The following is a 24,478-nucleotide window of genomic DNA, read 5'->3' as shown; positions in this document are numbered from 1 at the left end:
GCATGTCGGACATGCACAGGCTGATCCTGTCGCGCAAAGGCTTCGACTCCGGCTACGGCGGCATGGCCAGCCCGATCCTGCCGGACGGGCGGCTGCTGCCGCTGCCGATCCCGGCATCACAGGATGCGTTCCGCCTGGGCGACCTCAACACCGAAGGAGTCCCGCTGGGTCCGCTGCTGCGTGACCTGTCCGGTGGGCGTCATTCACGCCGCACGCGGGTGCATCTGGATCCCGATCTCGACCGCCGCCCGGACCTGCGGCTGCCGGGCTGGCGTCCGGCGCTGGGCCAGAATGGGGCGGCGCAGTCACACCTTGAGCGGCAGGGGGTAGGTCCGGGTGCCGTGTTCCTGTTTTTCGGCTGGTTCCGGCAGACGGAGCGGCATGCAGGGCGCTGGCGGTACGTACCCGGCGCGCCGGATCTGCACCTGCTCCATGGCTGGCTGGAGGTGGAGGAAGTGCTTCCGATCGTGCGCGAACGCGAGCAGTGCCTGCATCGGCATCCGTGGATTGCCGATCATCCGCATGTGGCCAATCCGCAGCATTACCGCGGTGCCGGCAACGTGCTTTACGTCGCTCCGGAACGCTCCGCTTTTGCAGTGCAGGGGCAGGGCGGCGGGTGCTTTACCCACTACACCGACGCGCTGCGGCTGACGGCCGCGGGTGCCAGCCGCAGCGTGTGGGCGCTGCCGGAATGGTTCCATCCCGGCGCCGGACTCACCCCACTCACCTATCACGCCAACCCGGCGCGATGGAGCGTGGCGGAAGGGCGCTGCGTGCTGCGCAGCGTGCCTAAAGGGCAGGAGTTCGTGCTGGATACGGCTGGCCGCAGTGAGCCGCAGGCCTGGGTGCGCGCGCTGGTGGCCCGCCACGCGGCGGGCCAGGCAGGCATGTCAGGCCGGTGACAGCGCGATCAGCAACCCGCGCGCAGCCTTGAGCCGGTCTTCGGGATCCGGCAGATCCAGCTTGATCCGCAGCTTGTCTGGCCCGTCCATGCGGTAGTGCTTGGGCTGGCCCTGGATCAGGCGGATCACCGCCATCGGGTCGACCTTCGGCTTTTCCACGAACTCCACCCGGCCGCCGCTGGATCCCACGTCGAGCTTGCGGATGCCGAGCGCGGTGGCCTGCAGCTTCAGCTCGGCCACGGTGAACAGGGTCTTGGCCTGGACGGGCAGCAGGCCGAAGCGGTCGATCATCTCCACCTGCAGCTCGCGCAGCGCTCCGGTGTCGGCGGCGCTGCTGATGCGCTTGTACAGGGTCAGCCGGGTATGCACATCGGGCAGGTAGTCCTCGGGGATCAGCGCGGGCGAGTGCAGCTCCACCTCGGCGCCGCGATCGGGCGGCTCGTCGGCGTCGGGCAGCTTGCCCTGCTTGATCGAGCGCACCGCGCGCTCCAGCAGCTCGGTGTACAGGCTGAAGCCGACCTCGGCCATCTGCCCGCTCTGGTCCTCGCCCAGCAGCTCTCCGGCGCCGCGGATCTCAAGATCGTGCGTGGCCAGGGTGAAGCCGGCGCCGAGCTCGCCCATCGATGCGATCGCGTCCAGGCGCTTCTTTGCATCCGCGCTGATCGAACGCTTGTCCGGCACCAGCAGGTAGGCATAGGAGCGGTGGTGGGAGCGGCCCACGCGTCCGCGCAGCTGGTGCAGCTGGGCCAGGCCAAAGCGGTCGGCGCGGTTGATGATGATGGTGTTGGCATTGGGAATGTCGATGCCGGATTCGATGATGGTGGTGCACAGCAGCACGTTGAAGCGCTGGCGGTTGAAATCCAGCATCACCTTTTCCAGCTCGCGCTCGGGCATCTGGCCGTGGGCGATGCCGATCCGGGCATCGGGCACCATCTCGGCCAGTTCGCGCTGCATGCGGCCGATGCTTTCCACGTCGTTGTGCAGGAAGTACACCTGGCCACCGCGCGAGAGCTCGCGCTGGAAAGCCTCGCGCAAGAGCGCGCCGTCCCACTCGCCGACGAACGTCTGCACCGCCATGCGATGTGCCGGCGGCGTGGCGATGATCGACAGGTCGCGCATGCCGGCCATGGCCATGTTGAGCGTGCGCGGGATCGGGGTGGCGGTGAGGGTGAGCAGGTGCACGTTGGCGCGCAGGGCCTTGAGTGCTTCCTTCTGGCGCACGCCGAAGCGCTGCTCCTCGTCCACGATCACCAGGCCGAGATCCTTGAACTTCACGTCCTTCTGCAGCAGCCGGTGAGTGCCGACGATGATGTCGATTTCCCCGCGTTCCAGCTTCTCCAGCTCCGCCTTGATCTGCTTGGTGCTCTTGAATCGTGACAGCACTTCCACCCGGATCGGCCAGTCGGCGAAGCGGTCGGCGAAGTTGCGGAAGTGCTGTTCGGCCAGCAGGGTGGTGGGCACCAGCACCGCCACCTGCTTGCCTGCGTTGGCGGCCACGAAGGCGGCGCGTACGGCCACCTCAGTCTTGCCGAAGCCGACGTCGCCGCACACCACCCGGTCCATGGGCTGGCTCGAGGCCAGGTCACCGATCACCGCCTCGATGGCCGCGTGCTGGTCCGGGGTTTCCTCGAACGGGAACGCGGCCGCGAACGGCTCGTACTCGGCGCGGTCCAGGTCCAGCGCCAGGCCGCGACGGGCCATGCGCTTGGCCTGGATCTCCAGCAGCTCGGCAGCGACGTCGCGAACCTTTTCCGCGGCCTTCTTCTTGGCTTTGGTCCAGGCCTCGCCGCCCAGCGAATGCAGTGGCGCGGTCTCCGGCGAGGCGCCGGAGTAGCGGTTGATCAGGTGCAGCTGCGCGACCGGCACGTACAGGCGGTCGCCCTTGGCGTATTCGATTTCCAGGAATTCGGCAGGACTGCCGCCGGCTTCCAGCACCACCAGGCCGCGATAGCGACCCACGCCGTGGTCTTCGTGGACGATGGGTGCGCCTTCGCTCAGCTCGCCCAGCTCGCGGACGATCGATTCCGGGTCACGCCCGACGCGGCGTGTGCGGCGCGGCTGCGTGGCCCGCTCGGGGAACAGCTGGCGCTCGGTGAGCACGGTGAAACGCGGCTCGTCCAGCGCGAAACCATCCTCCAGCGCTGCCACCGCGATCGCGGGCGTGCCCGGCGGCGGGGGCTGCTGCAGGAAAGAAGGGAAGTCGGCCAGCACCACGGGCGAGAGGTCCGCCGGCTGCAGCATTTCCAGCAGGGCCTCGCGCCGCCCGGCGCTGTCGGCGGCAATCAGCACGGCGCCGGGATAGCTGGCCAGGAAGGACTTGAGCGCTGCGGCCGGTTCCTGGTTGCGGACGGTCAGCGGAAGGTCGGGCGCGGGCTGGTCGCCCAGCGGGATGGCGTCGCCATGGCGCGGGTGGGCCGGATCGGCAATCTCCACCACTTCGCCGCGGTTGAGGCGCTCGCGCAGGGCTTCGGCCGACAGCCACAGCTCGTCGGGCGGCAGCAGCGGACGCTCCACATCGTGGCGGCGCTGTTCATAGCGCTCGGCAACCTGGTCGTGGAAGCGGTCGGCGGCCTCCAGCGCGCCCGGGGAGATCACCGGCATCGCATCTGCAGCCAGGTAATCGAACAGGGTCGCAGTGGACCGCTGCGTGGCCGTCGCGCCGAACCGTTCGCGTGGCGGGGCGAAGAACAGCGGCAGGTAATACTCCACCCCGGCCGGAGCAAGCCCGGCCTTGAGGTCCTGGAACAGGGCGCTGCGGCGCTGGTCCAGATCGAAGCGCTCGACCAGCGCATCCATGGCCAGCCCGCGCGCAGCTTCGTCCAGCGGCACTTCGCGGCCGGGGAGCATGTGGATCGCGTCCACCTTGTCCAGCGAGCGCTGGCTCTCGGGCTCGAAGCGGCGGATCGATTCGATCTCGGTGTCCAGCAGCTCGATCCGGTACGGCGTGGCCGCGCCCATGGGGAAAACGTCCAGCAGACCGCCACGCACCGAGAAATCACCCGGGTCCATCACCTGGGGCACGTGCCGGTAGCCGGCGGATTCCAGGCGCCGCTTTTCCGCGTCCAGGTCCAGTTCCTGGCCGACCTTGAGATCGAAGGTCTGGCCGATCACGTAGCCCAGCGGCGGCAGCCGCTGCATCAGCGTGGAGACGGTCACCACCACGATGCCGCGTTCCAGCGTGGGCAGCCGGTGCAGCGCAGCCAGGCGCTGGCTGATGATGTCCGGGTGCGGGCTGAACTGGTCGTAGGGCAGCGTTTCCCAGTCGGGGAACGGCAGCACGGGCAGCGTGTCGTCTTCACCCAGCAGGGTGCGCAGATCGCCTTCCAACTGGTGGGTGTGCTGGCTGTCGCGGGCCACCGAGAGCAGCGGCCGGTCGTGGGCGCGCGCAGCGCTGGCCAGCGCCCAGGCCAGGGCGGAGGGCGAGGACGGGGCACGCCACCAGGCGCGCTGCTGGCCGCGGCGGGGCAGCGGAGGGGCGGAAGAAGTAGGGGATTTCATCGAACCGCCTATTGTAGACCGCCGGCGCTACGGCTGGTCAGCGGTCCGGGCCCGAAACTGCCTCAGGACTCGGCCTCGAGATCCAGGACCACCCGCACCAGGCCGTCCTGGGGCACGCCTTCGCGCTGGAACCCGAGCGATTCGGCCAGTGCCAGCATCGGCTCGTTCTCCTCGGGCACCCTGCCGTAAAGGCGCAGCAGCTTCTTGCCCTTGGCCCAGCGCACCAGGCGCAGCATCAGCTGCCGGCCAATGCCCATGCCGGCGATGTACTGCGCCACCAGGATCGCGAATTCGGCGTCACGGCTGCCGGGCTGGGCCGCAACGCGGGCCACCGCGCCCACAAGGGCTTCGCCCGGGGGCAGGTTCTCCGCGGCAACCAGGACGAAGGCATAGCGCGGATCCGGGCGGGTCAGGCGCTCGGCGAGTTCAGGGGTCAGTTCCCGCATTTCCTGCAGGAACCGGTGGCGGATGCGGTCGGGCTGGAGCAGGCTGAACCCGGCCCGGATCGGCACCGCGTCATCGGGCCGGATGGGGCGGATCAGCAGCTCGCGGCCATTGGCGAGCCGGACTTCATCGTGCCATGGGGGGAGTCGGTTTCTGGCGGCCATATGCTTCCATTGCTGCCAAGGGTGGGTGATCCAGTGTCGCCGCTGCTATCTGAACAGCGCATCGACATCTACGCCAAGCGGTGTGGAGATGGTGCGATGGCGTGCCTTTACGGTGGCGTGCGCAGCCAGCGCACCGAATGGCTCGCGCCCGGTTCGCCCAGGCGGGTGCGCAGATGGGCCAGGGCCGGTGCCAGGGCCTGGTCCAGCTGCCACGGCGGGTTGAGCAGCAACATGCCGCTGCCGTTCATGCGCAGCGGTGAGTCGTCGCTGCGCACCAGCAGTTCGCACGTCAGTGCGGATTTCGCCTCCAGCGCGGCCGCCGCGCGCAGGAAGGGATTCAGGCTGCGGCGCAGCTTGATCGGATACCACAGCGCATAGCAGGCCTGCGGCCAGCGGCGCAGGCCCTCTGTAAGCGCCGCCAGCGCAATGTCGAATTCAACCAGCTGGCGCTCATAAGGAGGGTCGATCAGGACCAGGCCGCGGGCAAAGCGGACCTGGTCGATGCGCGGCGGCAACAGCGCGCCCATGGCCGCATAGCCATCGCGCTCGTGCACTGACACGCGCGGCTCGCCGCGGAAAACATCGCGCAGGGCCTGGGCCTCTTCCGGATGGAGCTCGCAGCTGGCGATGGCATCCTGCTCGCGCAGGGCGTGCGCCAGCAGCCAGGGGGAGCCCGGGTAGGCGGATACGCCATGTTGCTGGCGGCAGGCCTGTACCGCCTCCAGGTAACGGCGCACGGGAGCCGGCGCGCCGGCTCCGTCACCGAGTCTGGTCACGCCTGCGGCCGATTCGCCGGTGCGGACGGCTTGGCTGCCGTCTAGCTGATAGAGGCCGCGGCCGGCGTGGGTGTCCAGGGCGAAACAGGGTGCGGGCTTCACGGTCAGCGCGTCGCAAAGCGCCAGCAGCACGACGTGCTTGAGTACATCGGCATGGTTGCCGGCATGGAAAGCGTGGCGGTAATTCATCCGTCCATGGTATCGATTTGCGGCCGGCGCACGGGCAGTGCTGCGCTTATCCCCAGCCGAGCAGGCTGACCCCCGGTGCGAGCCGGATCGACAGGCCGGCCAGGGCGCAGGCGATGGCAGTGGCGGCCAGCACATCGCTGGGGTAATGCAGGCCCAGGAACACCCGTGACGCGGCCACGCTGACGGTAAATGGCAGCAGCACCCAGCCCAACGGCGGGTAGTAGGCCAGCGCCACCAGGGTGAAGGTGACCGCGTGCAGGGTATGACCGGAAGGGAAGCTGAACTCGTCCAGGGGCGCTGTCCAGGCGCGGATGCGCACGTCGGAGGCGAATGGCCGGGGCCGCCGGGTCCAGCGCTTGAGCCACTTGTACAGGCTGAGAGCCACCGCGCCCGTTGCCGCAAGATGCAGCGATGCCTGCAGGCCTTCCATGCCATCGAGCAGGATCATGGCGGCCATCAACACGTACCAGAACACGCCATCGCCCAGCCGGCTGACGGTGCGGAAGTAAGCCCGCACGGCCCGCCGGGCGGCCATGCGGTTGGCGGCCAGGCACCATCCCGAATCGCTGGCCAGAAGCCGGCTACGCAGTGGCAACGGTTGCATCTTCACGCTCCTTCATGGCGATCTCGCGCAGCAGGGCATCAAACTCCGCGGCCACCCGCTGCGGACGCAGGGCTGCTACCGATTGCCGTGCCCGCACGCCCATGGCCTCACGCAACGGACGGTCGCTGCCGATGCGGACGGCGGCCTGGATGAACTCCGCTTCACTGTCCACGCAGGCGCCGTGGACGCCATTGGCAAGGTGCTCTCCCGCTGCGCCGTAATTGAAGGCCACGGTGGGGATACCGCTGGCCATGGCTTCCAGGGTGACGTTGCCGAAGGTTTCCGAGACGCTGGGAAACAGGAACAGGTCGGCACTGGCGAAATGGCGCGCCAGGTCGGCCCCGCGCTGGATCCCGCAGAAGATGAAATCCGGGTTGTCGCGCTGGATGGCCGCCCGCTGCGGGCCTTCGCCCACCCACACCATGCGCGCCTGCGGGCGATGCGACTGCAGCTCGCGGAAGGCCCGCACGGCCAGTTCCAGGTTTTTTTCCGGGGCGATCCGGCCCACGTGGATCACCGCGGCTTCCTCGCGGCCCACGCCCCAGGCCTGGCGCAGGGACTGGTCGCGCAGTTCCGGATCGAAACGGGTGCTGTCTACCGCCCGCGCAAGCCTGCGCACCCGATCAAAGCCCGCCTGCTGCAGGAACTGCTCCAGCTCGCGGGTAGGGACCAGGGTGGAGTCGCAGCGGTTGTGGAAACGCCGCATCCATCCCAGCGCCGGACGTTCCATCCAGCCCAGGCCGTAATCGCGCATGTACAGGTCGAAGCGGGTATGCACTGCCGAGGCCACCGGGATCGACAGGCGTCGCGCTGCGCGCAGTGCGCTCCAGCCGAGCGGTCCTTCGGTGGCAATGTAGATGGCGTCGGGGCGGTCCTTGGACCAGGCCTGGCGCAGTCGGCGTGCCGATGCCAGGCCGAATTTCAGCCCGGGATAGTGGGGCAGGGGCACCCCGCGGACCAGCATCTCGTTCGCGTCAGGCGTGTGGCCAGGATGCTGGCGGGGGCGGACCACATCCACGCGATGACCGCGACGGCGCAGGCCTTGCTGCAGGCTGCGAACGGTCAGGGCCACGCCGTTGACTTCGGGAGGCCAGGTTTCGGTAACGATGGTGTAGTGCATCGGACTCTCCAGTTATGCCCAGAGTGTCCGTGCGCGGTGTCGCCCGTATTGCGGTCAGGTGACCGCAAGATGACGCCGATTTCAGGTAGCGATCACCAGTGCAGCTGCACCCGTGCGCTGGCGATCTCCGGCTCCACGTCAAGGATGCTTCCGGTGGCGGCGTCACGGCGGCTGGTATCGGCCAGCACGTAGTTGAACGCAACCTTCAGCCGTTCGCTCCAGTACCAGTTCACGCCGACGGTCAGGGCGTCCATGCTGCCACCAGCGATCCCCTCGACGCCGGTCGAGCCGGACAGTACGCGATAGTCGTCCAGATCAACGCGATCCCAGCGCAGCCCCAGCTGCCACAGGCCGGCCTGGCCATCGCCATCGGTCGGGGTGCGGATCACGCCGTCGCGATAGGTCCAGCGCTCACCGGTCACATTCCACAGCGCCGAGACGTAGCCGCCGCTGGCGTCGAAGTCGGGCTCAAGGCGCCGCTCAACGCGCGACTCGAACCACTCGGCCTGCAGCTTCACCGGGCCGCGGAACCACGCGGCTTCGGCGCCAATCGTCAGCTGCCGCTGGGCATCCCCCATCAGGCCGGTATCAATCAGCCGCTGGTCAGCCAGGTCGGCCTGGGGTCGTGCCCGCAGCCTGCTTCCGCTGTCCGGCGCATCGAACCTGGCCGCGGACAGCCCCAGGTGCAGGGCTTCGCCATCTCCAAGCAGCGGTGCCCACGTACCCCGGGCGGCAACGCCCTGGCCTGCAGTCCCGCCGCGGCTCATTTCACGATCAAACCAGCTGCCGGCAACGCTCCAGTTTCCGCGGTCCAGGCCCCAGCCCGCACCCAGCCGCCGGGATACGGCGAACACGTTGGTCGCAGCGGCCTTGGAAATGAAGTCATTGGTGCTGGCAGAGCTCAGTTCCTCCAGGCCCACCGGCTGTTTGAACTGGCCCACGCGCAGGTACTGGCTGTCTTCGGCAAAGCGGAGCCGGCCGTTGACGTCCAGCCAATTGTCCCCGTGGGCGTCATAACCCACCACCCAATCGAACCCGCCCGGGCCTTGGCCCTTGAGCACCAGCTCGGCGCGGCGGAAATCGGTGTCGTCGCCCAGGTGGTTCCAGTCGCCCCGGTAGCGGTAGCCATCCACCTGCAGCATGCCCTCGAAGGCGATCTCGAACGGGCCGGCGGTGCCCCAGTCAATGGCGCGCGCCTGCGGGGCTGCGGCCACGCACGCGGCCAGGGCCACGGAAGCACAGAAGGTACGGGAAGAGCGCATGGGGGCAAACCGTCAGGAGAAAGACCGTGCAGTTTACTGTCTCCCTCCTGACGCCCGCATGAAATGAAACCGTCACATTGGAGGAACGGAACGATCTGCAGACCCGCTCGCTGGCGGGGACGTGGTCTGGTAAAGGTTGCCCCGTTCCAGCCGCGACCAGCCTCCGGGGCCGGGCTGGAAGCCCATTGCTTCCAGTACCGAGCCTGCGGCGGGATCGTCGACCACCGGCAGCCGGGCTTCCATGTCCCAGCGGCCATCGGGATCGATCCGTGCGGTCAGGTGCATCCGGGCCAGCGGGCCTTCGCCGGATTGGGCGGCCAGCCTGAAGACCGCGCTGCGACCTTCGCAGGTGGGAGCGCCGTGCAGCACGGCCAGAGTGGTGCCGTCGGGCCGGGAGGCGATGATGCCCAGCTGTCCGCTCGCCTGATGACATGAATCGCCGGAAAAAAGCAGCTGCAGCTGCTCGGCCTGCAGTTCCAGCCCGGCCCCGGGCAGCAGCGCTGTAGCCGGCAGGGACAGCTTGCCCGCCGCCGCGGCCAGACCGCGACGGCGCCCGTGCTGCAGCCGCAGGGTCGCGGCGGACGTGTCCAGTGCGACCGTACCGCTGCCCGTCACCAGCCACAGCGGGGACAGGCGGATCCTGGCATCGCCCAGCGCTACGTGGCCGATGCTGGCCGCATGGAGGCGGCCGTTCCAGACGCTTCCCGTGGCGCTGCGGGCGGACAGGGCCGCCTCCCCATCCACCAGCTCCAACGCCAGCCGCAGCGGGAAGCCCGCGGCCAGCAGTACCGGCAGCGCGAGGGCGAACACCAGCAGCAGGGTGCGTAGTCTCACGCCGGCGGCCCGAACCGCAGGCGCGCGCGCAACCGTCCTTCGCGGCGCTCGATATCAACCGCCTCCGGTGCGATGCCGTGCTCAAGCCGCAGCGTATCCAGCCAGGCGAACAGTGCGTTTGCAGGGACGGCATCGATGCCGACCTCCACACCGCCGTCCGGCGACGGTTCCTGGCGCTCGAGGCCGATGCCGGCCGCGCCGGCGCTGTCGGCGACCAGCGCGTGGAAGCGGTCGACCGGGGGTGGAGCGGGCCGGTCCTGCGATGCCGCCGCGACCCGCGCCAGGGTTTGTTCGATCTCGACCCGGTCCTGGATTGCCGATGCATGGCGCTCCGCAGCCCGGTCACGCGCGACCAGCAGCGGGGCCAGCACCCCGTACCAGCCGATGAATACGGCAATCGCCGCACACATCAGCGAGAGCATCCACTGCTCACGGCGCGCCCGGCCGTGCCACCAGTCGACCAGCCGGGCGCGGGCATTGGGTTCCGCTTTCCCCAGGGAGAGGTTCATCGGGTTGGCTCCAGTTCGATCCCGCTGTGCAGGCGTCCATCCGCGCGCCGGGTTCCGGCGGATGTCACTTCCATGCCGCCCTCGGTTGCGACCCCGGCCAGGATTTCCAGCTCCTCCGGGGTCTGGTGGACGACGGTGGCGTGCAGCGGCGCCCCGGCCTGCCAGGCCAGGCGTTCGATCGCCGCGCCTTCGAGCCGTTGCAGTCCGGCCGACAGCGTGCCGAATGCGCGGGGGAAACCGTCATGGGCGTGCGCACGGGCCAGTGCGGAGCGAGCGGCAGCCAGCGGCGCGAGACCCGCCGGGGCGGTGGGCAGGGCGGCGGCCACCAGACTGGCGCTGTGGGCCTCCAGTGTGCGTGCCGACAGCAGGTGGCGGGCGGTTTCCGCTGCCCACAGCAGCGGTAGCGAAGCCAGCAGCACCGCGGCAAGCACGGCGGCCCGCCGCCATGCGCGCGTGCCCGTAACGTTCGCATCCTCCCGCGCGTATCGGTCCTGCAGCAGGTCCAGGGGGGCGGACAGGGCGCCACGCGCCAGCAGGCCTTCGAGCGCCGCGGTATCGACGGGCGGTGCGTGGGGGCGTTCGCCCAGGATCATCGCGGCCAGCGGTGCTTCGGTGCGGAACGACCGGGTGGCGGTGCGCACCAGCCAGTCACCGTTGCATATCGCAACGGTCGCCTCGTCCGGGTCCCGGGGCGGCGGGAGGGCCAGATGGTCCGGCAGCACGGCATCGGGCCGCAGGCCGAGCGCGGCGGCACGGGCCAGCCAGTCGTCCATCACCGCGCTGTTCACCGCCACCACCGCACGGGGCGAATCCGGTTGGCTGGAGAGGGCGATTGCCAGGTGTGTCTGTGATCGGTCCGCCGCCAGTTGGCCCTGCAGCTGCGCCCGCGCGGCTGCGCGCACCTGCGCCGGGCTGTGTGCAGGCACTGTCAGCCACTGAGCCGGTGCATCCGTACCGGGTACCACCAGCACCACCCGCGATCGAGGCATTGATGCCGGCGCGGATTGGCTGTCTCCGGCGGCGAGCAGTTCGCGGGACAGGACCTGGCCGTCGGGGCCGACCGTCAGGCAGGGTGCCGGGGCAGTGACAGTGGATGGAAGCAGGACCACGCGGGTCGTGCGTTCGGGTGGATTCATTCTTCAGGGCTCCAGCGTCGGGACAGCAGGCGGGCAGGAGAGTCCGGGGGGGCGTCGATGAGGGCGGTGAGAACGACCTGGGCAGGACCGCTGTCGACCTCGGCGTGCAGGCGGAAGTAGCGACTGCGCAGCTGCACCTGGGTGAGCACGGCATCGTCCGGCACCGCCTCCGCCATGCCTGGCGTGTCCCAGAATTCGTCATGACTGCGCCAGCCGCCAACCGGGCGCGAGGCGATCACCCGGCGTGCGCGCTCCACTTCGACCAGGCCACCGGTGAGCATGGACAGCACCGGAGCGTCGTGGTCCTGCAGGGTGTTCGGATTGACGGGTGCCAAGGCGGTGCTTGGCAACGCACACAGGTGCGGTCGCAGGCGTGCGTATACCGCCGGGGTATAGCCGTGGATGGCACGCAGCTCGCTGGGTTCGGCCAGCAGCGTGTCGCCGGTGCGGTAGCCATCGCGGCCCCGGGCATAGCCGGCGTCCTCGTGGCCCAGGCCCTGGCGCTGCTGGTCGCTGTCGATCCAGTCGGCCAGCGCGTCGGCCAGCGCCTGCGCCTGGCCGGCGTTGAAGCCGAGCGCCTCCAGCAGCGCGACGTATTGGAGCACGCCGGCCTCGCGCCGGCTGAGCATCTCGCCGGCGCCCTGGACCACGCTGTTGAGGTTGAAGCATGCGCTGGCATCGCTGAGGGTGGCGCGGATCACCCCGTCGTCGAGCGGAAACAGGAAGGCGCGGCCGTTCCAGCCGCCCTCCAGCGTGGTTATCCCGGGATCGCGCAGTGCCAGCCGTTCGATCTGCGCCATCGCCAGCGCCTCCGCTCCCAGGGCGTGCCATTGCGCCTGGGCGACGGCCTGGGCATTGCCAACGCGGCGCAGGCCGAAGCGGATGTCGTCGAGCATGGCCATCACCAGCACCGCCATCACCGCCACCAGCAGCAGCACGGTGAGCAGGGCCAGCCCGCGCTGGCGACGCTGGCTCATGGCCATTGCCCCGGCATCAGGAACGCTTGTCCGATCCGGCCCAGGCCTTCCAATTCCAGCTCCAGGCGCAGTGCCTCGGGCACCTGGTCAATGCCACCGGGCCAGCCATCCAGCCATTGGCCCTGGTAGCGGTAGTGCACCCGGGCCGCGCGTACGCCGTCGATCACGGTCTGCGGAGGATCCAGACGGGCCCCGTCGAGCATCGGCCGCGCGCTGCGCTCCAGCCGGCCATCGTGCAGGCGGTACTCCACGTACTGCAGCGAGGCCCGCGGCGCGCCCTGCGGGTTCTGCCAGCCACGCCGGGTGAATGCGAACAGCACGGGGCCTTGCGGGTCCGCACTGCCGGTGAAGGCCTGCACTGAGCCGCCACCAGCGGCATTGCGGGTGCGACGCGGCGCTGCCTGTGAGAGATCGGCGTGAAGCATTGCCCGCGCGCGCTGCAGTTCGCCCACGCGAGCCATCCGCGCGCCGGCGATGCCCTGGCTGGTGCTGGCCCAGGCCATCACCGTGACCCCGCCGGCGGCCAGCAGCGCGAACACCGCCAGCGCGACCAGCATCTCGACCAGGGTGAAGCCACGCGCGTGCATCAGCGGACGCTCCGGAACAGCACGGTTTCCGCGGCGACACGATCGCTGCCAGTGGCATGGACCGTGATGTCGATGCGCACCAGGGCCTCATCGTCGGTACCGCCGAGGGAGCGGGTCCAGCGCCAGTCGCGGTCGCCCAGGTGCTCCTCGCCCCCGGTGTGCGCGGCCAGCGTGTCCAGCGGCTCAACCGCCGCCTCGACCGCGCGGTTTCCGGCCACGATGCCGGCCAGCACCCGCTCTTCCACGATCACCGCGGTGCGGGTGCTTTCGCCCGCCAGGTTGAGCAGGGCCAGCACCACCAGCGAGAACACCGCCAGCGCCACCAGCAGCTCCAGCAGGGTAAAGCCGTGCATGCGGCGCGGGCAGTTGGCACGCCCCATCGTCAGCGCGCCTCCAGTACCTGTATCGCGCCGCCGGCATCCACCTGCACCCGCAGGGCGCCACGGCCGTCGGCCAGGTCCAGTGCCAGCGGTTCGGCGGTGCCGATGGGATCGAACATGAACCACATCGCCCCGCCATCGTCCGGCAGCGCCGGCGCCACACCGGTCGGCCAGGCGACCGGATCGAACGGGGTCTCGCCCAGTGGTTGCCAGCCGCCGCTGCGCGCAACGTGGAAGCGGTATCCGGCCGGGTCCACTTCCACCCGCACGGCGCGCGTGGACAGGATTGCCTCCTGCTGGGCGCGCATCAGCCGCGCTGCCAGCATGTCGGCCTCGCGCCGCAGCGTGGCTTCCGGCGAGGGTGCCGTCAGCAGCACTACCGAGCCGAGCAGGCCCACGATCGCCAGGACCACCATCAGCTCGACCAGGGTGAAACCGGCACAGCCCCGCGTGCGCACCCTTGGTGACGAAAGGGGATGACGTGCGTGCAGCGGCCCGGTCACGGCTTGCTAGTTCCAGTTGCCAATGTCGGCCGCGTCGCCCTCGCCCCCCTCGCTGCCGTCGGCACCGAAGGAGAACACGTCAAAGGCGCCGCCTCGCGCGCCGGGATAGCGGTACTGGTAGGGGTTGCCCCACGGGTCCTCGGGCAGGCGCCGGATGTAGCCCCCCTGGCGGTAGCGTTCCGGGCGGGCCAGGCCGGCCGGAGCCCGCAGCAGGGCCTGCAGGCCGTCCACCTGCGGCGGATAGGACAGGTTCTCCAGGCGGTAGGTTTCGGTCGCCTGTTCGAGCACCGAAATATCGGCGCGCGCCTTTTCGGCCATGGCCCGGTCCTGGCTGGGCATCACGTTGATCATCACTACCGTGGCCAGCAGGCCGATGATCACCACCACCACCATCAGTTCGACCAGGGTGAAGCCGGTGGCGTTACGGCGGCGGCGGAAAGTACGGGGGATGGGGGGCATGGGACGACTCCGGACGGTGTGCTCAGCCGAGCACCAGGGTGTTGAACTGAAGGATCGGCAGCAGGATCGACAGCACGATCAGCGCCACCAGCGCGCCCATGGCAACGATGATCGCCGGCTCGAGCAGGCTCATCGCGGTCGAGGTGAAGGTGGCGAACTCGCGCTCCAGGTAATCGGCGGCGCGCTCGAGCATCGGCGCCAGCCGGCCGCTGTCCTCGCCGCTGGTGGCCATGTACAGCAGGGTGGGAGGGAACACGCCGGCCCGGCGCATCGCCGAGGACAGGCTGGCGCCTTCCCGGATCGCTTCGGCCATGCCTTCGGTGGCGTCGTGCAGCACGCGGTTGCCCACCGTGCGCGCGGTGATCCGCAAACCCTCCATCACCGGCAGTCCACTGGCGAGCATGATCGCCAGGGTGCGGGCCAGGCGCGCGGCGTGCAGGTCGCGCAGCAACCGGCCCAGGAACGGCGCACGCAGCAGGGCGGCGTCAAAACGCAGTCGTGGCCCGGGCCGGCGCAGCAGCGCCGCGAAGGCCACTGCGGCCAGGGCAAACGCTGCCAGCAGCGCCAAGCCCCAGCCGGTCATTACCTCCGACACCCCGATCACCGCCCGCGTCAGCCAGGGTAGGGCGCGGCCCATGGAATCGAACTGCTCGACCACGCGCGGCACCACGAAGGTCATCAGCGCAATCACCACCAGCAGGGCGGTGGCCGCCAATGCGGCGGGATAGACCAGGGCGGCCAGCAGCCTGCCGCGGACCTGCTGCTGGTGCTCAAGCAGCGCGGCGAGGCGCTCGAGTATTTCCGGCAGCGCGCCCGTGCCTTCGCCAGCGGCCACCATCGCCCGATACAGCGGCGGGAAAGCCTTGCCCTGGCGCGCCATCGCTTCCGACAGCCGGAAGCCCTCCACCACGGCGGCATGGGTTGCCAGCAACACCCGGCGCGTGCCCGCCCGTTCGGCCTGGGTGCCGATGGTGCGCAACGCTTCCTCCATCGGCGCCACTGTTGCCAGGGTTGCCAGCTGGCGTGTCACCAGCGCCAGGTCGCGCGCGGTGAAGCGTCCCCGGCCCGCCGACGCAGCGGGGGCTGCAGGCGACAGCCGCACCGGCACCAGACGGCGTCCAGCCAGCCGCTCGCGGGCCTCGTGTTCGCTGCCGGCAGACACGGTGCCGCTGCGGCTGCGACCTTGGGTATCCAGCGCCTCATAGTCGAATGCAACCACGCTCACGCCCGGTCCCCGTCCTGGCGGACCACGCGCAGCGCTTCCTCGGGCGTGGTGTCACCGGCGGCAACGCAGGCTCGGGCCGAATCGCCCAGCCAGTCGCCGGATACCGCGGCCTCACGCGCCAGCGCATCCTCGTCGGCCCCGGCGGCGATCAAGGCGCGCAGGCGGCCATCGATGGCCACCGCCTCGTACACGCCCAGGCGCCCGGCAAAGCCGGTGTGCTGGCAGTGTGGGCAACCCGTGGCCGCGAATAGCGGACCGCCGTAGTCGGCCCCCATCAGCCGCGCGCTCAGCGCGTCGGCCACGCGCGGCTGGCGGCAGTGCTGGCACAGCCGCCGGATCAGCCGCTGTGCCAGCACCACGCGCACGGTGCTGGCGAGCAGGAACGATTCGGTGCCCATGTCGCGCAGGCGGGTGATCGCGCCCAGCGCGTCGTTGGTATGCACGGTGGAGAGCACCAGATGGCCGGTCAAGCTGGCCTGGACCGCGATCTGCGCGGTTTCCGGATCGCGGATCTCACCCACCATCACCACGTCCGGATCCTGGCGCAGGATCGCGCGCAGGCCCGCGGCAAAGCTCATGCCCACCCTTGCGTTCACCTGGGTCTGGCCGACGCCTTCCACGGCGTATTCAACCGGGTCCTCAACGGTGAGGATGTTGCGGCTGCCATCGTTGAGCCGCTGCAGACCGGCGTACAGCGTGGTGGTCTTGCCAGAACCGGTGGGGCCGGTCACCAGCACGATGCCGTTGGGCTGGGCCAGCGCGGCGGTGAATGCGGCCCGTACCGGCGGCGGCATCCCCAACTGGTCCAGCCCGCGTGCGCCCTGGTCCTTGTCCAGGATGCGCATCACCACCCGTTCGCCGTGGCGTGCGGGCAATGTGGATACGCGCACGTCCAGCGCCTTGCTGCCCATCGCCAGCGAGATCCGACCATCCTGCGGCAGCCGACGCTCGGCGATGTCGAGTCGCGCCATCACCTTGACCCGCGACACCAGCATCGGCGCCACCCGCGGTGCCAGGTTGAGCGCCTCGCGCATCATGCCGTCGATGCGGAAGCGGACCCGCAGCACGCTCTCGAACGGTTCGATGTGCACGTCCGATGCGCCGTTGCGCGCGGCCTCGGCGATCAGCCCGTTGATCAGCCGGATCACCGGCGCATCGTCGCTGGTGTCGAGCAGATCCGCCGCGGCGGGCAGGTCGCCCGCCAGCGCGTCCAGGTCGGCCGCCTGTTCCAGCCCGTCGGCGCCGGCCAGACCGTCGACGGCGTAGGCCTCCGACAGGCGGCGGTCGAACTCCGGCGCCGGCAGCACCTGGACGTCCAGCGCCCGGCCCAGTGCACGCCGCGCCTCGACCAGGCCATCCGGCGGGCTGCCTGCGCGCAACCCGAGCTGCACGGGATCGCCCTGGGACAGCACCACCAGTCCATGGCGGTGGGCGAAAGCGTAGGGCAGCGGCGGCGTCACCGTGGGGGTCACGGCAGCGGCTGTTCCTGCGCCGATGTGTCGGGCGCGGTCGGGGCAGGCAGGGGCGCGGGTGGCATCACCGGTGCGGTGGTGCCGAAGTAGTCCTGGATCAGCGCGTCCAGCAGCGCGCGGCCGTCGGCGGCAGTGCCGCCGCCGCCCAGTTGCCGGGCCCGCATGTAGTCGTAGCGTGGCGCGGTGATCGCCTGTGCCTGGGCGGCGTCACGGACGATGGTGGGGCGGATGAACACCATCAGGTTGGTCTGGTTGCGTTCGCGCGCGGTGCTGCGGAACAGCGCACCCAGGCCGGGGATATCGCCCAGCACCGGCACCTTGTTGACCGTGTTGCGGTCGGCCTGGTCCAGCAGGCCGCCCAGCACCACGATCGAACCGTCGTCGGCCAGCACCCGGGTATCGATCTGGCGCTTGCTCAGGATCAGTTCGTTGAAGTCCTCGCTGACCGGTCCGGCGATCGAGGACACCTCCTGGCGCAGGGCCAGGGTGATGCCGCCGCCCGCGTTGATCTGCGGCCGCACCACCAGCTGCACGCCCACGTCCTGGCGCTGGATGGTGCGGAACGGGTTGCTGTTGGAATCGCCCAGCACCTCGCCGGTGGTGATCGGCACTTCCTGGCCAACCAGGATCCGCGCCTCCTCGTTGTCCAGGGTCAGGATCGACGGCGTGGACAGCAGGTTGGAGGCGGTATCGCTCTTCACCGCGTCGATGATCAGCCCGAACACCGCGCTGCCGGTCTCGCCGGCCAGGCCCATCAGGCCGCCGTTGTAGCCAAGCAGAGAGCGCACCGCGTTGTTGACCGCCGACGAGTCGAGGTCGCCAGCGCGGGCCGCCGCTGCGCCTGCCGCCAGTTCGCCCACGCCCGGCGCGCTGCCCGGGAAGTTCGTGTAGCCAAGAGGGATATTGCCGTCGCGGCCGGCCACCATCAGCTGGGCACCGAGCTTGCGCGCGGCGGCGTCGGAAATCTCCACCACCAGCGCTTCCACCAGCACCTGCTCGCGGCGCGTGTCCAGTTGGGTGATCACGTCGACCAGCATGCGCTGGGTCTCCGGATCGGCGTTGATGATGATCGCGTTGGCGCCCGGGTAGCGGGCGATGGTGGCGCGGCGGCCGGGCGCCAGCATCACCGAGGCGGCCAGCGGCCCGCTGTGGCCCTGGGCATCGCGGCCAAGGGCCATCGCGGTATCCATCATTCCCGTCGTGCCGGCATCGGTTGCAGGCATGGACAGCTGGCGCGAAGGCGTCATGCCGCTCCCGCCCCGCTGGGCCGACGCCGCTGCGGTGTCTTCCGGGGTGCCGAGGACCTGCTGCAGCACCGGCAGCAGGTCCTCGGCGCTGGCGTGCTGGAGCCGGATCACGCGCACGTCGCCGCTGCTCTCGGCGCGTCGGTCCAGGTCCTCGACCACCCGCCGTACCGTGTCCACCAGCTCGGCGTCGCCGCGCAGCATCACGGCATTGCTGCTCTCCACCGGCAGCACCGTCAGCACGCCGCCGCGGCCCTGACCGCCGTACAGGCCGTTGACCACGCTGGCGATTTCGCGCGCCGAACTGTTGCGCAGGCTTACCGCTTCCACCCGCGAGCGGTCCTGGTCGATCTGCCGGATCAGCCCGCGCAGGCGGCGCAGGTTGTCGACATAGTCGGCCACCAGCAGGCTGTTGCCCTGGGGCGTGGCCAGCACCACGCCGCCGCGGCCCACCAGCGGGCGCACGGTATCCACCGCCGAGCCCGCATCGACATGGCGCAGGGTGAAGACCTCGGTGGAGAATCCAGCGCCCCCCGCGGACACCGCGCCCGGCTGCTGCGCGGCGGTGTCGTCGGGGACCACCCGGTACACGCCGTCGCCCGCCGGAACCGCGATCAAACCGTTGGCGCGCAGCGTGGCCACCAGGATCCCGAGCAGTTCGGGCTCGGTCAGCGGCTCCTCGTTGGACAGGGTGATCGTGCCCTGCACCCGCGGATCGACCAGGAAGGTGGTTCCGGTGGCCCGGGCCACGTCCTGGATGAAGGCTCGGATATCCGCGTTCTGCACGCTCAGCGCCGGGGCCGGCAGCGTTGTCTCCTGCGCACGCAGCGTTGCCGGCGCGGACGCAGCGAAGACGGCTGCAAGCAGCCACGGGGCGATTCGAAGATTCAAGGTGATGTCGTCCGCAGGGTCAGGGTCTGCAACTGGCCGTCGCGCTGCACGGTCAGGCGGACCTCGTCGCGGCCGGCAAGCTGGGATTCCAGCTCGGCCAGCCGTTCGGGATTGAGCTGGTTGCCATCAACGGCCACCAGCACGTCGCCGGCCTGCAGGCCGGCCTGGCGCAGCAGCTCGCCGCCGCCGCGGGGGATCAGGGTGTAGCCGGTGATCCGGCCGCCTTCGGTGCGGGCACGCAGGCCGGCCTGGGCAAGCAGCGCCGCCGGGTCGACTGCGACGCTTTCCCGGTTTGCGGCTGGAGGCGCCGCCGAGGGCAGGTTGCCGGTGGCCGGCGCGGCCCGGGAAGGCAGGGTGGATGCAGCCGACTCCAGTTCCAGCCGCTGGTCACCGCTGCCGGTATGCAACACGGCGTGGCCCGCCCCGACACTCGCCAATGTCACGCCCGGGGTGATTTCATCGCCAACCTGGAAGGCGGCCTGGTCGCCGCCGCTGGCGGTCGACAGGATTGCCGAGCCGGAGGCGCCGGCAACGCGCACCGCGTGCAGGCGATAGCCGCTGGTATTGGCCGCTGACGGGCCGCTGCCCGAACCGGGATGGAAAGGGTCGAAGGCGAGCGCAAGGGCAGGGACCGGCCCGACGGTGAGTCCTGCATCGCTCGCAGGCCAGTCGCCCACCGGCCCCGACGGAGTGACCAGCAGCCAGATCAGGCGCGCGGCCTGGGCGGCAAGCAGCAGCACCAGGACAACTTCAACGGCTGATCGCAGCAGGGCGCTGCGATCAGCTTGAGCCAACGACTGCAATGACGCGGGGAATCGGGGCACGGGCGTCCGCGGTGGCGCGGCCAGGTTCCAGGAGTCCGCACAGGATGCGACCGGTCAATGACAGTTCCGCGTCAACTGCCATATTTGCCCCGGGACACCCATCCACCCGGCCAGGATCGCCGGGTGGTTGGGCGCAGCAGCCGGTCAGAACGACGCTGACAGACTCAGGGTGTAGGACACGCCCGGCTCGTACCGGTACACGTCCACCTTGTTGCCGCCGGCCTGCTGGTACTCGCGGAAATCGGCTTCCAGGATGTTGCGGGCGCTCAAGCCCAGGCTCATCGCGTGGCCGCCCAGGTTGAACTTCTGGCGAAGCACGAGATCCAGCGAGGTGCCCGGGTTTTCCATGTAGTCGGGCTGGCCGGGACGGCCGCGGGCGCTGACCCGCTCACCCACGTAATTGGCGATCAGGGTGGCCTGGGTCCCCGAGGTCTCGCTCTCGATGCCCAGCTGCAGGTTGCCGATATGGCTGGACTGGCCCTGCAACTGGCTGCCGTCGCGCACGAACAGGGTGGCGTCCTGCGAAGTGGAGAAGCCGTACGGATGCACGGTATCGCCATCCTTGACCTCGACTTCCGAGTCCGACCAGGTGTAGTTGGCCGCCAGGTACAGGCGCTTGTCGCCCCACCAGTTGGCCTGGATGGGCAGGTCGACGTACTTCTTCACTTCCGCCTCGAACCCGAACAGCGTGGCCGACGGCGCGTTGAGGAAGCTCTGCAGGATGCCGCCGCCCGGGGCGTCGTTGACGTTGCTTTCGATCGGGCGGTCGATGTCCTTGTAGAACGCGCCCAGGGTGACGTATTCGCCGGAGCCGAAGAACCACTCGTAGCGGGCGTCCAGGTTCACCAGCTCGCTGTCGACGAGGTACGGGTTGCCATAGAAAGTGCGGTCGATGTCCGGGTCCAGGTACTGCAGCGGCGACAGCTCGCGGAACTGCGGCCGGGCAATGGTCTTGGATGCGCCGAAGCGGATCTGCTGGTTGTCCGAAAAGTTCCAGGTCACCGTCGCCGCCGGTAGCACGTAGCTGTTGCGCAGTGGCTCCACGCCGCCCTGCCGCTCGCCGGTGAAGATGTTGTAGGTATGCACTGCCTGGGTCGCGTCCTCGTAGCGCACGCCCACGGTGGCGCGCACGAACGGGTTGATCTCCGCCTCGGTCTGCAGGTACCCGGCCTTGACCTTGAGCGTGGCGTCGTAGGCGGCGTCGCCGGAGTTGCCGGTGACCTCGCGCAGGCGCAGCAGATCGTTGCTCAGGTTGTAGTCGGAGAACAGGTAGTCCGGCCGCTGAAAGCGGTTGTAGTGCGGCAACGGGCCATCCAGCGCCAGGAAGCGGAACTCGCGGTTTTCGGCGTTGCGGTCGTTGTCCGAGTACGCAAAGCCGCCGGTCAGGGTGATGTCGCGTTCGACCGGCAGGCGCCAGGTCACGTCGACGCCGCCGCTGGCGACTTCGTCTTTGACATTGCTGAAGCGCAGGTAGTTCTGCACCCGCGACCCGTCATGCGACCAGTAACCGTCGATGTTCTCGTAGCGGATGCCGGTCTCGTAGGGGGCGTCGCGGGTGGCCCGGGCCACCGCTCCGCGCCATTCGATCTTCAGGTCGTCGAACTCGCCGAAGCTGTGGCTGCCGCTGACCTGGTTGTTGATCAACTCGCGTTCGAACCACTCGGTGTAATCGTCACGGGCGTCGAAGCCGGCGAGGTTGTCGTGGCCGGCGCGGCTGCGGGTTTCCTTGAGCGTGTCGTGCACGTACAGCGAGGTCAGCGCCACCCGGTGGCGCGGACTCTCCCAACCTGCGCCCAGCAGCACGTTGACCTTGGCGTTGTTGGTGGTGGAGAGGAAATCGTAGCTGGAGTTGTACTGGACCACGTCATCGATGAACACCGGATCCTGCTGGACGCCGAAGCGGGTGCGCCACTCGTTGTCGAAGCCGCCCACCGCAATGAAGCCCAGGCGGGCGTCGTTGCCCATGTCCATCGACCAGCCGGCGCTGCCGCCGAAGCTCAGGTCCGGGTCGATGCTGTCCTTTTCCTGCAGCACGCGGATGTTGGCATTCTGCAGGCTGCGGCCGATGCGGCGGATGTCCTCGCGGCCGAACTCGCCCAGGTCCACGCGGCGACCGGTCGCCATGGCGTCGGCAAGCTCGCGTGGGACCTTGCGGGTGCCGTCGTCGTAGCCCCAGAAATCATCGTCCGAGCCGAAATGGGTCAGACCCTTCTCGAAGGTGGTGACGCTGTTGCCGCCGGTCCCGATGGACAGGTTGAAGAACGGCTGCTCCGGCACCGCCAGCGACTGCAGGTCGATCACGCCGCCGCCGAACTCGCCGGGATAGCGGGCGGAGTAGGTCTTCTGCACGGTGACGCTCTCGAGCACTTCGCTCGGGAACAGGTCCAGCGGCACCACCCTTTGCAGCGGCTCGGGGCTGGGCAGCGGCGAGCCGTTGAACAGCGCCGAGGAATAGCGCTCGCCCAGGCCGCGCACGTACACGAACTTGCCGCGCACCAGGCTCAGGCCGGTGACGCGGGCCAGTGCGGCGGCGGCGTCGCTGTCGCCGGTGCGCTCGAAGTCCTCGCGGGTGACGAACGAGGCCACCTCGGAGGTCATCAGCATCGGTTCGGGAATGTATTCGCCGCGCACCTGCACGGCATCGAGCTGGGTGGCCGACGGCAGCGTATCTGCGGCCGGGTCGCCGGCCAGTGCCGCGCATGGAGCGAGCAGCGCGGAAATCGCCAGCGGAAGATGGCGCCGGACCAGCCGGTTTCGGTTGGAAATGCGGTTCATTGGTTGGCCTCTGCGAACGGGACGGTCCTGGTGGTGATTGCAACGGGGCGGCGTTGCCGCCGCCCCGTGCCGTGTCGGTCGTTTCCGGTCAGCAGCCCGGGGAATCGGCCGTCAATCCGCAGGTCCAGCCCTGCCACCAGGTGTCGTTGGCGTCGCGCACGCCGCCGATGTAACCCACGTCCTCAAAGAACGCGTGTTCCGCGCTCAGGTTCTGGTAGGCCGGTACCGCGCTTTCCTCCGGGCCGTTGATGAAGCCGTTCACCAGACTGGAGGTGCCGACCACGTTGTTGCTGCCGGCTTCGAAGGCGTCCTGCGCGCGCTGGTCCTCGAACGCCACCGGGCATGAGAAGTGCACCGAGTGGAAGGTGCCGGCGGTGTTGGCGTCACGGATCTCCAGGCAGCGCTCACCCGAGCCGCTGCCACCCGCCGGGCGGGTCACCACGGTGTTGTAGAACGAGGCCTGGGTGCCCTGGTTGAGGTGGATCGCGGCGCCGCCGCCGGGACGGCCGATGTATGTGATGTTGGCCACGCGCGGCTGCGAGTACGGGGTGCGGTTGATGCTGCTCCACTCGTTCATGCGGTCGCCGCCGCCGGCACGCTGGATCACGATGCCGAACTGGATGCCGCCGTCCCAGCCGGTGTCGGTGTCGATCGAATCGTCGTCGGCGCCGGTCACCACCAGGTAGCGGGCGTTCATGGTGCCGCCGAAGATTTCGATGCCGTCGTCGGAGCTGTTGTGGATGTGGAAGTACTCGAGCACGGTGCCGGCGCCGGCGCCGGCGGCGGTGATGCCCTGCAGCTCGTTGTTGGGCGAAATCTCGAAGCCCGAGTACTTGACCTGCACGTAGCGGATGCGGCCGCTGCTGTCGTTGGGTGCGTTGCCGCCGTAGAAGGCATTGGTGCCCTCGACCTGGCTCTGGCACTGCGGCGTGCCCGACACGGTGTCGCCCGGGCAGGCGTTGATCGGCGCGCGGCCGGCCAGGATCAGGCCGCCCCACAGGCCGATGGTGTCGGCGGTGGTCTCGCCTTCCACATCCGCGCGGGCGGTGAAGATCACCGGCTCGTCCGCGGTGCCCTCGGCATGGATTTCCGAGCCGCGGTTGACGATCAGGTAGTCGTTGCCGGATGACGCGTATACGGTCACACCGGGCTCGATGGTGAGCGAGCCGCGCGGCACCGGGTTGGGGTTGGCGGCATCGCCGCCCTGGTCCTGGCCCACCTGCACCGCGCCGGAGATGGCGTACACCGTGCCGTCGCGCTTGGGCACCACCAGGTTGCCGGTGATCAGCTGCGGCAGGCGGCAGGCCCGCAGCGAGCCGTCGGCCACGGTGCCGACGTTGGAAAAGCCGGTCGGGCAGTCATCGGCCGGGCCACCGCTCGGCGGGGGCTGGCTCGGCGGCGGCGGGGCCGGCGGTGGCGGGGCGGTGGGCGGGGGCGGAGGAAACGCGCCTTCGCCAGGGGATGCAACGCGATCGGCGCCGTTGCCGCAGGCACTCAGGGCGAGCGCCGCGCCAAAGGTCATCATCAGGGTCCGGTAATTGTTCGCAGCCATCGTGAATCTCTCCGAGATCATTCGGTAAGGCGGTTGGATGAAGGGACGTGGTGGTACGGGAGGGGCGGCGCTGACAGCCAGCGTTCGTGCCTCCGCCTTCCCCGGCGGAGCAAAAGACAGCGCTGTTTTAGCGGTGGCCGATGACAATTTC

The 24,478-nt window shown here is 69.6% G+C and carries 21 protein-coding genes; 1 reads left to right on the top strand and 20 read right to left on the bottom strand.

What is annotated here, in order from left to right; all coding sequences use genetic code 11:
• The first annotated feature begins 2 nt into the window (after nt 1–2).
• Complete coding sequence (locus ACW7G2_RS12070) at nt 3–902, top strand: Nmad3 family putative nucleotide modification protein (protein ID WP_456976094.1); 900 nt, start codon at nt 3–5, stop codon at nt 900–902.
• Here ACW7G2_RS12070 and mfd read toward each other — a convergent pair.
• The 20 genes from mfd to ACW7G2_RS11970 all read right to left on the bottom strand — a co-directional run bounded on the left by mfd (nt 891) and on the right by ACW7G2_RS11970 (nt 24,327).
• A complete protein-coding gene (gene mfd / locus ACW7G2_RS12065) occupies nt 891–4,400 on the bottom strand; it encodes a transcription-repair coupling factor (RefSeq protein ID WP_456976092.1) in 3,510 nt (1,169 codons plus the stop codon). The two genes, ACW7G2_RS12070 and mfd, sit on opposite strands and share 12 nt — an antisense overlap.
• A 62-nt stretch (nt 4,401–4,462) precedes the next feature.
• Complete coding sequence (locus ACW7G2_RS12060) at nt 4,463–5,008, bottom strand: N-acetyltransferase family protein (RefSeq protein ID WP_456976090.1); 546 nt, start codon at nt 5,006–5,008, stop codon at nt 4,463–4,465.
• A gap of 107 nt (nt 5,009–5,115) precedes the next feature.
• Nucleotides 5,116–5,973: a 23S rRNA (adenine(2030)-N(6))-methyltransferase RlmJ gene (locus ACW7G2_RS12055; protein WP_456976088.1), complete on the bottom strand. Its 858-nt coding sequence runs from the start codon at nt 5,971–5,973 to the stop codon at nt 5,116–5,118.
• A gap of 46 nt (nt 5,974–6,019) precedes the next feature.
• Nucleotides 6,020–6,577, bottom strand: a complete 558-nt coding sequence (locus ACW7G2_RS12050; protein WP_456976086.1) for a phosphatase PAP2 family protein — start codon at nt 6,575–6,577, stop codon at nt 6,020–6,022.
• Nucleotides 6,555–7,697 carry a glycosyltransferase family 4 protein gene (locus ACW7G2_RS12045; protein ID WP_456976084.1) on the bottom strand — a complete coding sequence of 381 codons (1,143 nt, stop codon included), beginning with the start codon at nt 7,695–7,697 and terminating at the stop codon, nt 6,555–6,557. Before ACW7G2_RS12045 ends, ACW7G2_RS12050 begins: the two co-directional genes overlap by 23 nt.
• Nucleotides 7,698–7,789: 92 nt before the next feature.
• Entirely contained in the window at nt 7,790–8,959 is a 1,170-nt protein-coding gene (locus tag ACW7G2_RS12040) for an OprO/OprP family phosphate-selective porin (protein WP_456976082.1), read from the bottom strand.
• A gap of 72 nt (nt 8,960–9,031) precedes the next feature.
• Nucleotides 9,032–9,793: a type II secretion system protein N gene (gene gspN, locus ACW7G2_RS12035; protein ID WP_456976080.1), complete on the bottom strand. Its 762-nt coding sequence runs from the start codon at nt 9,791–9,793 to the stop codon at nt 9,032–9,034.
• Complete coding sequence (gspM, locus tag ACW7G2_RS12030; RefSeq protein ID WP_456976078.1) at nt 9,790–10,302, bottom strand: type II secretion system protein GspM; 513 nt, start codon at nt 10,300–10,302, stop codon at nt 9,790–9,792. Before gspM ends, gspN begins: the two co-directional genes overlap by 4 nt.
• Nucleotides 10,299–11,438 carry a type II secretion system protein GspL gene (gene gspL, locus ACW7G2_RS12025; protein WP_456976076.1) on the bottom strand — a complete coding sequence of 380 codons (1,140 nt, stop codon included), beginning with the start codon at nt 11,436–11,438 and terminating at the stop codon, nt 10,299–10,301. The genes gspM and gspL overlap by 4 nt, the downstream gene beginning before the upstream one ends.
• Complete coding sequence (gspK, locus tag ACW7G2_RS12020; RefSeq protein WP_456976074.1) at nt 11,435–12,415, bottom strand: type II secretion system minor pseudopilin GspK; 981 nt, start codon at nt 12,413–12,415, stop codon at nt 11,435–11,437. Before gspK ends, gspL begins: the two co-directional genes overlap by 4 nt.
• Nucleotides 12,412–13,002, bottom strand: a complete 591-nt coding sequence (gene gspJ, locus ACW7G2_RS12015; protein ID WP_456976072.1) for a type II secretion system minor pseudopilin GspJ — start codon at nt 13,000–13,002, stop codon at nt 12,412–12,414. The genes gspK and gspJ overlap by 4 nt, the downstream gene beginning before the upstream one ends.
• Nucleotides 13,002–13,382, bottom strand: a complete 381-nt coding sequence (gspI, locus tag ACW7G2_RS12010; RefSeq protein WP_456976070.1) for a type II secretion system minor pseudopilin GspI — start codon at nt 13,380–13,382, stop codon at nt 13,002–13,004. Before gspI ends, gspJ begins: the two co-directional genes overlap by 1 nt.
• Nucleotides 13,383–13,384: 2 nt before the next feature.
• Nucleotides 13,385–13,885 carry a GspH/FimT family pseudopilin gene (locus ACW7G2_RS12005; RefSeq protein WP_456976068.1) on the bottom strand — a complete coding sequence of 167 codons (501 nt, stop codon included), beginning with the start codon at nt 13,883–13,885 and terminating at the stop codon, nt 13,385–13,387.
• 6 nt (nt 13,886–13,891) lie between these two features.
• Nucleotides 13,892–14,344 (bottom strand): type II secretion system major pseudopilin GspG, encoded by a 453-nt coding sequence (gene gspG, locus ACW7G2_RS12000; RefSeq protein WP_456976066.1) that lies wholly within the window; start codon nt 14,342–14,344, stop codon nt 13,892–13,894.
• 22 nt (nt 14,345–14,366) lie between these two features.
• A complete protein-coding gene (gene gspF / locus ACW7G2_RS11995; protein WP_456976200.1) occupies nt 14,367–15,563 on the bottom strand; it encodes a type II secretion system inner membrane protein GspF in 1,197 nt (398 codons plus the stop codon).
• 2 nt (nt 15,564–15,565) lie between these two features.
• Nucleotides 15,566–17,041: a GspE/PulE family protein gene (locus tag ACW7G2_RS11990; RefSeq protein WP_456976064.1), complete on the bottom strand. Its 1,476-nt coding sequence runs from the start codon at nt 17,039–17,041 to the stop codon at nt 15,566–15,568.
• On the bottom strand, nt 17,038–19,176 hold the full coding sequence (gspD, locus tag ACW7G2_RS11985) for a type II secretion system secretin GspD (protein ID WP_456976062.1): 2,139 nt from the start codon (nt 19,174–19,176) through the stop codon (nt 17,038–17,040). Before gspD ends, ACW7G2_RS11990 begins: the two co-directional genes overlap by 4 nt.
• Nucleotides 19,173–20,000, bottom strand: a complete 828-nt coding sequence (locus tag ACW7G2_RS11980; RefSeq protein WP_456976060.1) for a PDZ domain-containing protein — start codon at nt 19,998–20,000, stop codon at nt 19,173–19,175. Before ACW7G2_RS11980 ends, gspD begins: the two co-directional genes overlap by 4 nt.
• A gap of 144 nt (nt 20,001–20,144) precedes the next feature.
• Nucleotides 20,145–22,775, bottom strand: a complete 2,631-nt coding sequence (locus ACW7G2_RS11975) for a TonB-dependent receptor domain-containing protein (RefSeq protein WP_456976058.1) — start codon at nt 22,773–22,775, stop codon at nt 20,145–20,147.
• An 88-nt stretch (nt 22,776–22,863) separates the two neighbouring features.
• Nucleotides 22,864–24,327, bottom strand: a complete 1,464-nt coding sequence (locus tag ACW7G2_RS11970) for a hypothetical protein (protein WP_456976056.1) — start codon at nt 24,325–24,327, stop codon at nt 22,864–22,866.
• Nucleotides 24,328–24,478: the final 151 nt, after the last annotated feature.

The sequence above is a fragment of the Luteimonas sp. A277 genome (genome assembly GCF_054052045.1).
Note: the sequence above shows the minus strand (reverse complement) of the source record. Positions and strands in the feature narration are given on the sequence as shown.